Below are 14,771 nucleotides of genomic sequence, written 5' to 3'. Positions count from 1 at the left end.
TTGGATTGTTACTATGGAGCATGAGAGTTACCTCCTTGGTTTTGATTAAGGATTCGACACCCACAATCAAAACTGGTAACTCTCACCTTTTCAAGGCGATGTGTCAGATCAAGTCGAGACTAATTCATTTAACAATTCAGCCAACAGTTCTCGCGGAAGTTCAGCAGGCACCTCATTTAACGCTTTCCACAGTGTCATTTTTTGCTCAACTGTACCCGTTGTTGAAATCGCTCTTACCGAGGCAATCCGAGCATATTTCCCCCTTTCTGGTGCTATCGCGATAGGCATAAAATCCTCAACACATGCCTTCATATTGCCTTGCCAAACAAGCCTACCCAGAAAGAAAATCGCATCGTCGTTATTTTCATATTCGATGATAAGCTGCCTAACCTCATCAGACAGATCTGGCTGAGCAATTCGCGCAATAGCACTGTTGTCTCTAGCAGAGCGACCATCCTCATCAGCAACGATTCGCCTAACAATATCGACAAGAATCCTTTTCCTTTCATTAAGCGGTAGGCGAGCTATATCACCACCTTCGACAGCAATTTCGGGATGAAGAGTAAGAGCTTTTTACGAATAGGTGGATCGAATAAAATAAGCCAAGGCAGAATAGGTCTTAATCTAGGGGTAACAACTTGCTCACCATATTGATCTTTGAAGATCAATGACTCAACTGCGCATCGTGAATTCCCTGTTTCAATTAAAGAATGAAACCACTCGGCAGTAAGAAGCTCTCTTATCTCTCGATGACGAAAACGTACAGCGCCGTAAATAATGTCATTAAATAAGCCACGTTCAAGCAATGCTTTTACATCATTTGAATTCCAACCATGCAGCACACTCTCGGCATCAATACCCACTTTTTCATGGGTTTGATCAGGTACGAAAATTCCAGCTTCGCCAGTCAAGGTAACTGCCGCAGCCAAAATTTTAGCTCCCTCACGCGCTTTCACACTATTTAGCGGTTGTTGCTGTTTACGATCAAGATTAACTTCTTTAAGACGTAGTACGATATTGTGCTGTAATGACTCAAGCCTGCTGCCAAGTTTGCCATCGTCTTTCCATTTCTCAAGCAAACCTTCTAGGTCAAAAGGCCTTTCTGCAATACTTAGGAGGTTTGTGCGTTTGATATCTGCAATTAATTTATCAACGTTAGGTGTAGATCTATATTCGGCAAACTGCCGTATAGCATCCAAGTCTAATGGCCTAAGTTGATAAACATGAAGGGGGCCATCTGCCACCTCTTCGCCAATAACGGAATCATTTTCTCTCTCCTCAAATGATTCTTTTTGTTGTGATGAAGCAAAAGGCAGCAAATCTTCAACAATTTTTTTATCGGCTTGAAAACGCCAAGCATAGGGTCGACTAGAAATATAGACATGTGCTCGATGACCAGCCTTGTTTATCTTTTGTGAAAAACGCTTTATTGCCTTTTCAAAAGTTCTCGGATCATCCAAACGAGCTTCATCCACTGAATCAAGGAAAAACCAAGCATCTTCCGAAGACTCCAGCCACAATCCAAATTGCGATGCCGTGCCAACTTCAAAAGCATCTTCAAAATTAACGTCTATATCTTCAATACGAATAAAAAATGCTGCACGACCTTGCTCAATCGCATATTTGGCTTGTGTACGCATCTCGAAAGTTTTACCTGCGCCCGCATCAGCCAGAATGACGACTCGATATTCCGACTCTAAATCAGACCAGTCTTTTGGCTTCTCGAAGCCAAAAAACACTTTAAAGTTGTCGTCTTCCGATACGGCATCATGAGCAACCAGCGAGAAAGTCCGTTTCAGCGGAACATGGCTTGTTTTCATTTTCACCCCAAATAGAGACATAGTGCTTAACCTGGATTCAATAAAATAACTGATAGAGCTACATTACCCTTTCAATTTAAGCTTTGCGAACAATCAATTACAAAATCCAACAACCACCTTATAGTCAAAACTGATTAATAAGGCACATTGTCAAATTTAGACTTCAAGTTGCTACAGACACTCACAGGGCCAAACTGGATTAAGCACCCGCATGGATGTGACCGTCCGTGGCATGGATGCCACGTTCGAGCATACACGGACGTACTTGCTGCGAGTCACAGGAATGCGAGTGCTTAATCCTAGGTATAGGGTTTACGCTCTGAGGGGAACTTCGATGTAGTTCGCCATGGCCTAAAGTGGGCTAAAAGCCAAGATCTCACTATCCAAGCCAGTTGCTGGTATGTGCAGAAGTTTTTGAAGAACTAAATCCAATAAACAGGGTAGTGACGCTTGGGATCGGTGGAGAGGTTATTGACCACCAACGCGACCAGCAGAAGCAAGACTGAACCTAAAAATACTGGCATTAGGGCGTAGAGGAAGCCGAGTTGATGCACATTTTCACCACCAATCACGGCGATCAATGCCGTTGCACCACCGGGGGGATGAAGGGTACGAGTCAGGTACATTAATGCGATAGATAGAGATACGGCTAAGGCACAGGCAAGTACCATATAATCGGCGAATATTTGGTAAATGGCGACCCCAATTAAAGCCGATAACACACTGCCACCAATCAAGTTTCTGGGTTGAGAAAACTCAGCCAGCGGTGCCCCGTACACCAGTACAGCCGAAGCGCCAAAAGAGCCGATGACAAACATGGTCCCCATAAAATTGGCATTCATATAAGTCGCTAGGCTGGCAACTAAATAGATGCCACAGAAAGCCCCAATCCATGACCACACAATCTTTTTAAGTGGTTGTCTTGGTGGACAAATATTCTTCGAGCGCATGCGGGTAAAATAGAATCTCATGGTTAATCCGAGCCGATAAAAATAAAATGATGCAGCTTAAGTGATCTGCATCACAGTTAGAGCGGGCCGACAAATTAACGCTTTAGCCGCGCAATTGCAATTGCGCTGACCTAGAGTGCGCAGATTAAGCGCTTTCACCACTTAAATTAGCGAGTATTTCGCGGATATCTTCGGGAATTGGGCGGCTTTTTTCGCAGCGGTAGTCGTAATGCACGAGTGTGGTTTTCACTTCTGCGGTCTTATTGCCCGCTTGCCAACAGCTTTGGGTCAGCTCGAAGCTGCTATTGCCGATGCGGCTCACATAGGTTTTTATCGTCACACTCTTGCCGTAGTAAGTTGGGGCGATAAATGCCACGGTAAAACCCGCAACGATAAGATTCCATTGGTGTAAATCCAGTTCTGGATTAAAAATCTCGAAAATCGGCGCGCGAGCGGTCTCGCACCATACGGGGATCACTGTGTTGTTAATGTGTCCTAGACCATCTATTTCGGTAAATCTTGGCTGAATTTCTAGGCTGTATTCGGTGGCTGACATGCAAACTTCCTTTTTATTATTTTATGAATGGAAGAGCGTGGTGATTATCGCAATTAACCCAAACCACCAAACTCATCCATTATCCTAAGCGAAACGGATTCTAGCACCTAGAATCTAGAACTGGCAGCTTGCGGTTTCTGCGGTTTGCTTACCGTTAGCATCGTACTTTTTCATACAGCCAGCCTTACCCATATCATAGATTGTTTCGTATTTGAGCTTGCCACTGCTGTCGTAGGACTTAAACACCCCATGGCTTTTAGGGTTTTCTAAGTGATAGATTTTGCGCCCCTTAGTCACATGGGAAAAATCCGAGAACCCAGGTTCTTCCTGATAGATCACCCCGTTGATATAGCGTTTATGGACTACATGTTGCTCATCGATGCGCAGCATTTCGCTGGCTAACTTGCCATTCTGGTCATAACAGACTTTATCCACGGCATAATTGCTGTCGAGATCCTCGATACAACTCACGGCACCATTATCAAAATATTCCCGCTGGATACCGCAGCGTGCAATGGCGTTATCCCAGAAATAAGGTTCACCGTTCCACATTTCCCCTTCTTGCTGGCAATAGTTCCACAAACTCTTTAACTGGCCGTTAGGATAGAAAGTGTAATGGGGGCCAGAGAGACGGTTATTGATAAGATGACCATATTGGGCGAGTGAATAGCCGCCGTCGGTGGAATAGCGGATGCTTGGGCCATATTCCTTACCCGCTTTATAGGTCTGGAGGGACGTTAAGCGACCGTTGGAATCGAATCGATATTCTTTATCGACTGACCCATTAGTGTAATAGCTTAATTCGGATAGTCGGCCGCTGCGATACACTCGCTGCTCACCATCTTTAATCGAGCTAGTCTCGGCATTGTTTGTGTTTAACACCCCCTCACAATCGCCTGCGTAGGGCTCTTTTCGCATCATGCATTCATCCTGCGAGGGTTTAAGTTTTACGGCGTCATTGAACTTATACTGACTCAACTCATTCAGATCGCCGTTAGGCTCGAGCCACATTTGTGGACCATCTAACTCGCCTTGACGATAGTTAGCTACATTGCTGACGGCATTTGGGCCCGAATACCATAAACTTTCACCGTGGAGTCTGCCCTTATCATAATGTTTAAGGGAGAACATAAAATTATCTTTATTGAATAACTTAGCCTCACCTTGACGTAGGCCGTTCTCATAGTTGACTTCGGTCTTGTAGAGGTAAGTCACTGATTGCTTAGTGGTAAAAGCATCGTTGGCATCTGGCGTTCGGATATATACCCAAGGGCCTGAGCGTTTTCCATCGAGGTAGTTGCCTTCACCGGTTTGAAAGCGATAATCCCCCTGGGTGACCTTTTCCGTCCAAGGGCCTTGTTTAACGCCCTTTTGGTATTGGCCTTTGCTGCCATCGGACTCAAGCCACTCGCCATCTTTCACGCCATTGCGATAAATACCTTTTTCAGACAGCTTCTTCGCACCTTCGGTGCTGGAATCGTAATCTAGCGTATAGATTTCAGTTGGACCGTCGAGCACATCCTGATTGTAGTGGGCAAAACCAAAGTTATCGGCCTCATCGAACACCGAATGTGCGATCCATTTACCTTGCTTTTTACCGTCGAGGTACTCGCCTTCCCAATAGGTTTCACGGCTGTCGGCTTCCATCCACTTACCGACTTTTTTGCCTTGTTTGTAGTGACCAGAGTAAATCACGCTACCATTGCGGCCATCGTAGGCGGCATAGGGGCCATCGAGCACACCTTGGGCATAATGACTTTCACTGGCAAGCCCTGCCCAAGTGCTACCCATGCCCATACTCATAAAATCGTAGGATGGACCTGTTTTAGGGATCGCGGCACCACCGCTTTTAAGCCAATCAAAATCATCGGCCTCAAAGGCCACGCTCACCAATACAAAACTACCATCTTCTTCGCTGTAGCCACTGCGATCAAAGGTGGTCACTAGGCTATATTGGCGCTCATTGCCTTGGGCATCTTTATCTTTACGGGTGAGTGGATAACGCAATTTATATTCGACTGCGGTCTTCACATCGACGGGTGAACCTTCGGAATTACGATAACCCACTAAGGTCGGCTTGAGCTTAGTTGAGCCATCGACAATCGCTTTAATGGCGGGATCTTCAATCGCATCAACATCATAGGTCATACGATATTGTTGCGGTGGAATTTGGCTCAACACTTTACGGACGTTACCCACGGTAAACGAGGTTAAAGTGGGCGCCACTTCATCGAGCACGGCCTGTAGACGGGGGAGTTTTGTGAGCTCCTCCCCCTCAAAACCATAGCCACGCAGATGCTGACCATCGGCATCCTTGAGCATGACGATCACTTCTTTGGTGCCGCCTTTATCAAAGTCGAGATAAAAAACCGCCACGATTTCTGCAGGACCATAATCATCGATACGCACACCGGGCGCATCACCATAGAGCATTTCGCTCCATACTTGATGATCTTTTTGGTAGAAATCTAGCCATTGGCCATTAGGCAAATCCACGGGGCCGTGGACGATTTTGTCGTAATCTGCCGCGATAGCCGCAGGCATGACGACAAAAGAAGACAACAACGCCAACTTCACAGCAGCGCATAAATTACGAATCGAAAGTTCCATTTAACTATCCTTTATACCGACACCTTGCGCCTCGTGCGCACCAGCAAGCGCGCAAATTTTAAGCCAAGACAAGCACTTCAGGAAGTAGTAGAGACAAAAAAGGCCGCGATGGCGGCCTTTTAAGATCAAAAATTTAACAATTAATTATTATACATAGCATTAATTTCATGGGCGTATTTATGGTAAATCATCTTACGGCGCAGTTTTAGCGTTGGGGTGATTAATCCCGCTTCCATTGAGAAGGCTTCTGGCAGTAGGGTGAACTTTTTAATTTGCTCAAACCCTGCCAACTCATACTGCAACTGCTTTAAACGTTGCTCAAAATGTTCCACCACATGGCTATGGCGCAGCAGTTCTAAAGGTGACTCGTATTTAAGGCCTTTCTCCTTCGCCCACGCCTCCAGTGACTCAAACGCGGGTACGATCAAGGCGGTCACATAGTTGCGGGCATCGGCAATAATCGCCACTTGCTCAATAAAAGGACAACGGCCCACTGTGCCTTCGACCCTTTGAGGCGCGATATACTTACCGTTGGAGGTTTTCATCAATTCTTTAATACGATCGGTAATAAATAAATTACCATTAGCGTCAATCCGCCCCGCATCGCCGGTTTTTAACCAGCCGTCCTCAAAGGCGGCGGCGGTGTCTTCTGGGCGATTGTAATAACCGCGCATCACAGTCGCACCACGGACTAAGATCTCATCATCTTTACCAAGCTTGATTTCGGTTTCCAATAATGGCTGACCATTCGAGCCAGGCACCCGATTATCTAAGGTATTGCAGGTCACTGTCGCGTTGGTTTCGGTCATGCCGTAACCGCAAAGTACCGGAATACCAATCCCGTGGAAGAAGGCGCCCACATTAACGTCTAACGCCGCACCACCGCAGGGCATAAACTTCAAACGCCCACCGAGCACAGCTTGCAACTTGCTGTAGACGAGTTTATTGGCAAGTTGCCATTGCAGCGACAGCCATAAACCACCCTTAGCGCGGCCCTGACCCACCTCGAACTGACGTTCACCCACACGCATCGCCCAAGCAAACAGCTTTTTACGACCGTCACTGGACTTAGCCACTTTGTCTTGCACTGCGCTATACACTTTTTCGAGGAAACGCGGCACCACGCACAAAGTATGTGGACGCACGGCACTGATAGCCTCTTTCACTCTTTGGGTGTTTTGCAGGTAGACGTTATGTCCACCACGGCACAGCACATAGAAACTCCAACCCCGCTCAAACACATGACTCAGTGGTAAAAAAGCCAAGGACACATCGCCCGTACTGAAGGCCAGTTTTTGATCATGTTGACGCACGGTTGACGCCATATTGCGGTAATCCAGCATCACGCCCTTAGGATCGCCCGTGGTGCCTGAGGTATAAATTAAGGTCAGTAAATCATCGAGATTGGCTGCTTGTAAACGCTGATTAAGCTCAGCTTCTTGCTGGATCTCTTTAGCCGTGCCCGCTAACAGCGCGTCTAAATGCCAATGACGCTCAGCATTATCGGCAACCAGAGTCACACTCGCATCGAATACGATGATCTGCTCTAGGCTAGGACACAACTTTTGCAGTTCGCAGGCCATAGCGTATTGCTTAGCGTCGTCGACAAAAATCACCTTCGCCGCGGCATCATTCACGATAAAGCTCGCCTGCTCTAGGGTGCTAGTGGGATAAATCGGCACCACAATGGCGCGACTCTTAAGCGTACCTATATCGGCACAAGTCCACTGGGGGCAATTTTGCGCTAGGATGACGCAACGGTCTTGCACTTGTACGCCAAACTCAATCAACAGCTGTGCAATCTTGCTGCTGATCTGATCGAATGCTTGCCAGCTGACCCTATGCCAAGGTGCAGCCATTTCAAAACCTTCCAGCGCTATTGCATCCTTTAGGGACTGACTCTGCTGCTGTAAGAGTCGAATTACATGATATTGTTCGAGAGACATAAGAGACTCACCTTTTAGCTTACAAGTGTACCGCTTTTGCAGCATTCTACCCGATGACTAAATAAAAACTAAGAGTTTTTGCTCTAATGTTATGCAAATGTCGCCCAAATCACGCTAAAAAGTCCGTTTCAACCGTGAATAACATCACCTTTCCAGAGGGTTTTCTTGCCCCAAATCAGCACTAGATTCCCCAGCAGCATTAATACAAAATCCCAAATAAACCAATCATCTAAATTGCCGCCATCCCGTAAAGATGCAAGGCTAATAGACACCCACAGGGAATGCGCCGCGACTATCATCATAGTAAGAGTCACATGCCAAACTCGGCGGCACATACAGCCAAAACCGAATATCAGGGCGCAGGCCCAGTAAGTGCTGAGCACCAGATGACCGACTAACTGCATATTCAGCTCCCCATCGAGCCAACCCAGCAGCAGAGTACAAGCCAACATAATGCCGACCACCACATTCAGCAGTCGTTGTTGTCCACGGCAAAATGCCGCAATGAGTCCTGTTCGACCATCAAACCCTGGCATCAATAATAGGGTTTCGGTAGAGCGTGAACGCTGCACTCGGCTCCAATGCACCATAGAACACATGATCACGCTGAACTGTGCCAACAAAAGTAGCACTGGGATATTCCAATGGAATTGATGCGATAACACCCCAAGCGTTAAACAGGCTACGGGCAAGAGCAGCAGTAAAGCTGTCAGCATAGGGCCGATAAAAAAATTGGTTGGATGCAGATATCGCTCGAAGCGACTCAAGATACGCATAGATTGCAGATTGGGCAGCCAAAACCAGCCCATTTCGAGGCCGTTGAGATAAACCGTTCTCGCCTCCGATCGCCAAGGTAAAGCGCGGCAGACTCGAATGATCACCCCTCCTAACACCATCAGCGCAATCACGCTAAACCACAGGGGAATATGGGCCGTCATCAAGGAGATAAATGGCACTAACACAAACAGTAAAAACGACGCGTAAAACCACTGAGTGCTGAGTAAACAAAGCCAAATAAAGGCAAAACTCATCACCAAAGCCAAGACTAAACTGGCTAGGCTAGAGGTTAACCCCAAAGCCAAACAGCACAACACGCCTATAGCAACCACGCTGGCTAAAACAGTGATACTTTGAATGTAAATATGGCGACGATAATGGGGAATTAACTGGGAACATTCGCTCGCCATCAAACGTATAAGTTGCCAGGCTACCGCCGCCGAACTTGAGACTATTCCCATAGAAAACAACAATTCAGCACTGTCGTTTTTACCATTGACCGCGGCAAGACAAGCTAGGATCACTCCCAGTAACCCCACACCTAAAAAGCTCACACTGCCGATATCAAAGCACCAAAGACGCAGCATGCCCCTAAAAGGGTTTAACCTCTGTTGCGCCCTGTTTGTTGTCGCGGCGGGCACAAGGTTAAGCTCAGGCGCACTCATCTGTGTAGCTCCATAAACAGTTGCTCAAGATTTAAGGCTTCATTCTTTACCACGCCCGCTATTGGCGCGCCGTGCTCACCTAAATCCACCAGCACTGAATCACCCACACGGCTCAGCACAGTGATCGACTCGGGCAATACCGTTTCGGGGATGAGCGTGAGTAAGCGCACTTGTTCCCGCAGGGCATCGATTTCCTTAAACAGCACTAACTCGCCCTGTTTGATCAATGCCACATGGCTGGCAACCCGCTCGAGATCTGAGGTGATATGGGATGAAAACAACACGGCAGAGCCGGATTCTAGGGCGAGATCGAACAAATCGACCATAAATTTGCGCCGCACTATGGGGTCGAGACTGGCGACGGGCTCATCGAGGATCAATAGCGCTGGCCGATAGGCCATCGCCATAATCAAGGCTAAGGATTGCCTTTGACCAACAGATAATCTTTGCACCTGTTGGGTCACCTCTAACTCAAACCGTACTAGCCAATCCTGCTCTAATTGCCTGTCCCAATCGGGGTAAAAACTGCGGTGTAAATCGAGGGCGCGTTCAATGGTAAAACCTTCATAACCAAAGGGTTGCTGAGAAACATAGCCAATACGTTCCTTCAGTTGTGAGGTTAGATTTTCGGGTGGTTCGCCTAAGGTAGTAATACTGCCAGCATCCGGCGCCAAAATGCCCAAGGCGCAGCGCATTAGGGTCGATTTACCCGCACCATTTTGCCCTAGCAGCCCGACGACCATGCCCGCCGTCAGCGTTAACGATAAATCCTTAAGCGCCCACTTTTCACCCGCGCCTTTGCCGCGAAAGACTTTACTCACTCGGTTAAATTCAAGTATTGGGTTATGGGCTTGGTCCATCGAATGTCATCCTTTTTATGCTATTTATCGATATGTTACTTAGCGTTGCTCGCTAATCTTGCCAGCGGTCGTTGATCAACTTCAGCAACTCAACTTGGCTAACGCCTAACTGTTTAGCCTGTGACAACAACGCATCGAGCTGGGGTTCGAGCAGGCTCACGCCCGATGTCATCGCCTCGGTTCGCAGTGCAACACGAGTCGCTTGCCCACGGCGGCGTTCGAGCCAACCTTGGTCGACAAGCTGCTGAATCGCACGGGAGACTGTCATGGGATTGACCGCGAGATGCTCGGCAATCTGGCGCACAGAGGGCAACACATCTTCCACCTGCAGTTGGCCACCCACAATTAAGCGCACGACTTGCTCGTGTAATTGTTTATAAATGGGTTCACCACTACTGGGGTTGACATTTAAAAGTTCTAACATTAGCCTTTACACACTGTATTAATACATTGATACACCGATACACTGGTATTTAAATTAACACATTCGCCCTGAAATGCAAAAAGGAAAGCGCGCATGAGAGATAGCATGATACACAGGAAGTTCAGTAACGCCGTTCAACGCCCAAGGCTTACTTGGCCACGGCATGGCATAACTAATAACGCTCGTATCTTACGCACACGAATGTTAAGCATGAGCGCACTCATGCTAGCTATGGTAAGTACAGCAACCTGGGCGAGTGATGTAAAAAGCCAACCGATAAACACCGCAAACAAGACCGACACTTGCTATGTGGAAGGCGTATCGGATCGCCTAAACTGCGGTTTTGTGACTGTGCCTGAAAACCCCAACAAACCCGATGGCAAACAGATCCAAGTGCATTACGTGGTCTTACCCGCGGTGAAAAATGCCAACCATGAGGAAGCCTTACTCGCCATTGCCGGTGGCCCAGGACAATCGGCCATAGACAATGCCGCAAGCTTCAACACTATGTTAAGTAAAGTGCGTCAGCAAAGGGATATCCTGCTTATCGACCAAAGGGGCACAGGCCGTTCGAATCTATTGCAATGCGACCAAGGGGCGCAATCTGCCCTGTCCTTCGATGACGAGAATATCGATAGCTTAGCCGAAGCACAAAAATGCCTCGCAAGCATAGATGCCGACGTCAGCCAATACGGCAGCCTCAATGCGGTGCAAGACTTCGAAGCCGTACGGGCACACTTAGGCTACAAAAAACTGCATGTGTACGGCATCTCCTACGGCACTCGCATGGCCCAGCTTTATATGCGCCTCTACCCAGAGCACTTAGCCACAGTGACCTTAGACGGCATAGTGCCGATGCAGCAAAGCGTGTTAGAAATTGGCTCGGCGATTGACCGTGGCTTCGAGTTATTATTTAAGGATTGCCAAGAAACTGCGGCTTGTCATGCCCAGTTTCCTGAGCTTAAGGCCGAGTTTGAACAAGTGGCAGCCACCCTCGCCAACGCGCCGATAACGGACAATGTCTCCGACCCTGTGACTGGCGAAAAGACCCTCTTGACTATGACGCGGGGTAAATTCTACGGCGCTATCCGCATGGCACTGTATCAAACCAATGTGCGCGCCCTTGTACCCCATGCTATTCATCAAGCGGCTAAAAATAACTTTCAACCGCTTCTGGGGCTATATGCCCTCACTATCGATAACGCTGGCATGGCAATGGGCATGCACGCATCCGTTGTCTGTGGCGAAGATATGCACCGTATCACCCCCGCCATGCGCGAGCAGGCTAAACACTCCTTTATGGGCAGAACTATGCTCGAAGGCTTAGAGGCGACTTGTACAGCTTGGAAAGTCCCCGCGGTGGATGCCAGCTTTAGCGAGCCCATTAGCAGCGATATTCCGACCTTACTCTTATCCGGTGAAATTGACCCAGCCACACCGCCAAGCTGGGGCGAGTTAGCGATGGAAAAACTCACCAATGCCAAACACTTTATCGCTCCCTATGCGACCCACGGTGTGGCTTATCAATCCTGCGCGAATAATCTTATCGCCGATCTTGTCCGCTCGGGCTCAGTCAACGATCTCGACGGCGAGTGCTTAAAGAAAGATGTGCGCCGCAGCTTCTATTTAAATGCCAGCTCGGTAGAGCCGCTTAATGCAGACAGCACAAATACTACCACAGATGATAACGCCAGCACTGGGGCCAAGGAGTAAGCCATGATCAAAGTATCCAATCTTTCCAAACGCATAGGTGACGTGCAGGCGCTCAAAGATTTAAGTTTTAGCGCACAAAACGGCCAAATCACCGGCTTGCTCGGCCCTAATGGCGCCGGTAAAACCACCTGTTTACGCACGATTTTTGGCTTGCTGAAACCCGATTCGGGTAAGGCTGAAATCGAAGGTATAGATGTCGCCATCGACCCTATCGGCGCTAAGCAGCAACTCGGGTTATTCCCCGATCCTTTCGGTCTGTATGAACGCCTAACACCGCGGGAATACATTCGCTATTTTGCCGAGTTAAGCGGCTTATCATCTAAGGACGCCAAGGAAGCCACCAGCCAAGTGATCGCTAAATTGCGCCTCGAAGATATTAGCGACCGCCGCTGCAAAGGCTTCTCCCAGGGGCAGCGAATGAAAACCGCCCTTGCACAGGCCATAGTCCACAGCCCGAGCAATATTATCCTCGACGAGCCGACCCGCGGGCTGGATGTGATGAGCACTCGCCTGCTGCGCGACATTCTTATCGACCTTAAAAATCAAGGACATTGCGTGCTGTTCTCCAGCCATGTGATGCAGGAGGTCGCCGCACTGTGTGACCAAGTGATCGTCATGGCACAGGGTAGCGTCGTTGCCATTGGTAGCCCAGCAGAACTCTGCGCCCAAACCGGCAAAGCCTCGCTAGAAGATGCCTTTATTCAACTGATCGGCACGGATGAAGGGATAGCAGCATGATGACTCCGCAAAAATTAGGTCTACGGGCTTTAACAATTAACACCTTGATATGTAAAGGTGTGAAGTTTAAGAACACAGTTAAAGGAATAACAGTATGAATAAAATAATCGCTATGGTTCGCAAGGAACTTATCGATGCCGCCCGCGATAAGCGCTCGGTAATGGCTGGGCTCTATTACGCCATTGGCACGCCGCTGATCATGTGCGGCCTGTTTATGGTGTTAATTGGCCAACTAACCAGCCCAGATGATTTGAAAATCACTATCACCCATCCCGATAAAGCGCCGGATCTCGTCCGCTTTTTATCGAATAAAGGCATTAGCAATGGCGAAGCGAAGGACACTGACCTTAAAGCCATAGAGCTGATTATCAGCACCGAGTATGCCGAGCAGATGAATCAGGGTAAAGGCGCCGAGATCACTATCGTTGCCGATAACTCCGATGAAAAACTGCAAAACTCAATTCGTCGCTTAGAGAAACAGTTGCAAGCCTATAGCGCCGAAATGGGCAGCCTACGCTTAATTGCCCGAGGTATCGATCCCCGCGTGATGCAGCCGCTAAAGGTCAATATTCACGACCAAGCGACCACTGACTCTAAGGGCGGGATGATCTTAGGTATCGCGATTTTCACTATGATTTACTCGGTATTTATCTCGGGGATGAATCTGGCCATCGACACCAGCGCCGGCGAGCGCGAGCGTAACTCCTTGGCATTATTACTCAGCCATCCACTGACCACTCGCCAATTAGTGCTGTCGAAAATTATCGCCGTGAGCCTATTTGCCCTCTTAGGATTAGTGTTGATCTTGCTGGTGTCGAAAATTGCCTACACCTTTGTACCTTGGCAAGAACTGGGCTTTAGCGTCAATATCACCAGCGAATTTATCGCCTTGATGTTAATCGTTGGCATCCCCGTCGCATTGATGGCCGCTTGCCTGCAATTGTTTGTGTCTTTTATGGCTAAAACCTTTAAGGAAGCCCAATCCTACCTGACCATAGTGCTATTTGTGCCCTTGGCCCTGTCGATGGCGGCCAGCTACAACATAGCGCCAGATATGCTGCAATGGTTGCCAGTCTCGGGTCAGCAGCAGGCATTAATGGACTTTATTAAAGGTAAAGACTTGCCCATGTTGCAGTTACTTGTGTCGACCCTAGGCACGCTGGCCATTGCGGTATTACTCGCCTTTGGCATGGAAAGGTCCCTTAAGAGTGAAAAAGTGATCTTCGGTTTATAGGCGCTCAATAAACTTGGACCAATGAACTTGAATCAACAAACTTGGGGCGATAAGCCTTTCGCCCCAAGTTAACAACCTCAATAGCGACGGGAGTGTATGATGGAAAACGAATATATCATTATGGTAATTATGGTCACCTTCATCATAGGTGTGAGTGCCACTGAGATGTTTAAACACTATCTAAAGGCACGCCAACTGGGATTAGGTGCCACGGGCGATGGGCAACTCGAGGATAAAGTGACTCAGCTCAGCCTACAAAACCAAGCCTTGATTGAGCGAGTGCAAGTGCTGGAAAAAATAGTGACAGAAGCCGATATCACAGAGACCAATAGCCAACTAGCACAGCAAATTGAAGCCTTAAGGTAAGGACTAACTTGGCTTAAGGCTCACAACAGGCGTATCAGCCCTGCTACTCACCAGCAAACACCACCCTAAACGAGCAATAAAAAACCCAAGCTAGGCTTGGGTTAAATGGGTG

At 48.1% G+C, this 14,771-nt stretch carries 13 protein-coding genes and 1 pseudogene; 5 read left to right on the top strand and 9 right to left on the bottom strand.

Annotated features, from left to right (window positions below; translation table 11 throughout):
- Positions 1 to 108 precede the first annotated feature (108 nt).
- Entirely contained in the window at positions 109 to 312 is a 204-nt protein-coding gene (locus MJO46_RS13140; RefSeq protein WP_253989676.1) for a hypothetical protein, read from the bottom strand.
- 212 nt (positions 313 to 524) lie between these two features.
- Complete coding sequence (locus MJO46_RS13135; protein ID WP_253989675.1) at positions 525 to 1,820, bottom strand: hypothetical protein; 1,296 nt, start codon at positions 1,818 to 1,820, stop codon at positions 525 to 527.
- Positions 1,821 to 2,132: 312 nt separating this feature from the next.
- On the opposite strand from MJO46_RS13135, the pseudogene MJO46_RS13130 reads away from it, so the two are divergent.
- Positions 2,133 to 2,246 (top strand): annotated as a pseudogene (locus MJO46_RS13130) (N-acetyltransferase); the annotation flags it as partial.
- Here the strand turns inward: MJO46_RS13130 and MJO46_RS13125 are convergent.
- The 7 genes from MJO46_RS13125 to MJO46_RS13095 form a co-directional block, all read right to left on the bottom strand.
- A complete protein-coding gene (locus MJO46_RS13125) occupies positions 2,243 to 2,791 on the bottom strand; it encodes an HPP family protein (protein ID WP_253989674.1) in 549 nt (182 codons plus the stop codon). The pseudogene MJO46_RS13130 and the gene MJO46_RS13125 sit on opposite strands and share 4 nt — an antisense overlap.
- Before the next feature lie 124 nt (positions 2,792 to 2,915).
- On the bottom strand, positions 2,916 to 3,326 hold the full coding sequence (locus MJO46_RS13120; protein ID WP_253989673.1) for a thioesterase family protein: 411 nt from the start codon (positions 3,324 to 3,326) through the stop codon (positions 2,916 to 2,918).
- A 114-nt stretch (positions 3,327 to 3,440) separates the two neighbouring features.
- Positions 3,441 to 5,936, bottom strand: a complete 2,496-nt coding sequence (locus tag MJO46_RS13115) for a hypothetical protein (RefSeq protein ID WP_253989672.1) — start codon at positions 5,934 to 5,936, stop codon at positions 3,441 to 3,443.
- A gap of 140 nt (positions 5,937 to 6,076) precedes the next feature.
- On the bottom strand, positions 6,077 to 7,882 hold the full coding sequence (locus MJO46_RS13110; protein ID WP_253989671.1) for a long-chain fatty acid--CoA ligase: 1,806 nt from the start codon (positions 7,880 to 7,882) through the stop codon (positions 6,077 to 6,079).
- A gap of 128 nt (positions 7,883 to 8,010) precedes the next feature.
- The gene (locus MJO46_RS13105) at positions 8,011 to 9,324 is read right to left on the bottom strand and encodes an ABC transporter permease (RefSeq protein ID WP_253989670.1); all 1,314 of its coding nucleotides are present in this window, start codon (positions 9,322 to 9,324) and stop codon (positions 8,011 to 8,013) included.
- Complete coding sequence (locus MJO46_RS13100) at positions 9,321 to 10,184, bottom strand: ABC transporter ATP-binding protein (protein WP_253989669.1); 864 nt, start codon at positions 10,182 to 10,184, stop codon at positions 9,321 to 9,323. The genes MJO46_RS13105 and MJO46_RS13100 overlap by 4 nt, the downstream gene beginning before the upstream one ends.
- 52 nt (positions 10,185 to 10,236) lie before the next feature.
- Positions 10,237 to 10,608, bottom strand: coding sequence for a GntR family transcriptional regulator (locus tag MJO46_RS13095; RefSeq protein WP_253989668.1), 372 nt, complete (start codon positions 10,606 to 10,608; stop codon positions 10,237 to 10,239).
- Between the two features lie 93 nt (positions 10,609 to 10,701).
- Here MJO46_RS13095 and MJO46_RS13090 point away from each other — a divergent pair, with 93 nt between their 5' ends.
- The 4 genes from MJO46_RS13090 (at position 10,702) to MJO46_RS13075 (ending at position 14,659) form a co-directional block, all read left to right on the top strand.
- Entirely contained in the window at positions 10,702 to 12,321 is a 1,620-nt protein-coding gene (locus tag MJO46_RS13090) for an alpha/beta hydrolase (protein ID WP_253989667.1), read from the top strand.
- Positions 12,322 to 12,324: 3 nt separating this feature from the next.
- Entirely contained in the window at positions 12,325 to 13,059 is a 735-nt protein-coding gene (locus MJO46_RS13085) for an ATP-binding cassette domain-containing protein (RefSeq protein ID WP_253989666.1), read from the top strand.
- A 94-nt stretch (positions 13,060 to 13,153) separates the two neighbouring features.
- Positions 13,154 to 14,293: an ABC transporter permease gene (locus MJO46_RS13080; protein WP_253989665.1), complete on the top strand. Its 1,140-nt coding sequence runs from the start codon at positions 13,154 to 13,156 to the stop codon at positions 14,291 to 14,293.
- A 99-nt stretch (positions 14,294 to 14,392) separates the two neighbouring features.
- Positions 14,393 to 14,659 carry a hypothetical protein gene (locus MJO46_RS13075; RefSeq protein WP_253989678.1) on the top strand — a complete coding sequence of 89 codons (267 nt, stop codon included), beginning with the start codon at positions 14,393 to 14,395 and terminating at the stop codon, positions 14,657 to 14,659.
- Positions 14,660 to 14,771: the final 112 nt, after the last annotated feature.

Source organism: Shewanella sp. KJ2020 (genome assembly GCF_024197625.1).
Lineage (GTDB): Bacteria > Pseudomonadota > Gammaproteobacteria > Enterobacterales > Shewanellaceae > Shewanella.
The sequence above is the reverse complement of the archived record's forward strand: the minus strand, read 5'-3'. Positions and strand labels throughout refer to the sequence as shown.

Excerpts from the sequence above, each read along its gene's own strand:
- MJO46_RS13140 (WP_253989676.1), bottom strand. The coding sequence starts at position 312 with ATGAAGGCATGTGTTGAGGATTTTATGCCTATCGCGATAGCACCAGAA.
- MJO46_RS13135 (WP_253989675.1), bottom strand. The coding sequence starts at position 1,820 with ATGAAAACAAGCCATGTTCCGCTGAAACGGACTTTCTCGCTGGTTGCT.
- MJO46_RS13125 (WP_253989674.1), bottom strand. The coding sequence starts at position 2,791 with ATGAGATTCTATTTTACCCGCATGCGCTCGAAGAATATTTGTCCACCA.
- MJO46_RS13120 (WP_253989673.1), bottom strand. The coding sequence starts at position 3,326 with ATGTCAGCCACCGAATACAGCCTAGAAATTCAGCCAAGATTTACCGAA.
- MJO46_RS13115 (WP_253989672.1), bottom strand. The coding sequence starts at position 5,936 with ATGGAACTTTCGATTCGTAATTTATGCGCTGCTGTGAAGTTGGCGTTG.
- MJO46_RS13110 (WP_253989671.1), bottom strand. The coding sequence starts at position 7,882 with ATGTCTCTCGAACAATATCATGTAATTCGACTCTTACAGCAGCAGAGT.
- MJO46_RS13105 (WP_253989670.1), bottom strand. The coding sequence starts at position 9,324 with ATGAGTGCGCCTGAGCTTAACCTTGTGCCCGCCGCGACAACAAACAGG.
- MJO46_RS13100 (WP_253989669.1), bottom strand. The coding sequence starts at position 10,184 with ATGGACCAAGCCCATAACCCAATACTTGAATTTAACCGAGTGAGTAAA.
- MJO46_RS13095 (WP_253989668.1), bottom strand. The coding sequence starts at position 10,608 with ATGTTAGAACTTTTAAATGTCAACCCCAGTAGTGGTGAACCCATTTAT.
- MJO46_RS13090 (WP_253989667.1), top strand. The coding sequence starts at position 10,702 with ATGAGAGATAGCATGATACACAGGAAGTTCAGTAACGCCGTTCAACGC.
- MJO46_RS13085 (WP_253989666.1), top strand. The coding sequence starts at position 12,325 with ATGATCAAAGTATCCAATCTTTCCAAACGCATAGGTGACGTGCAGGCG.
- MJO46_RS13080 (WP_253989665.1), top strand. The coding sequence starts at position 13,154 with ATGAATAAAATAATCGCTATGGTTCGCAAGGAACTTATCGATGCCGCC.
- MJO46_RS13075 (WP_253989678.1), top strand. The coding sequence starts at position 14,393 with ATGGAAAACGAATATATCATTATGGTAATTATGGTCACCTTCATCATA.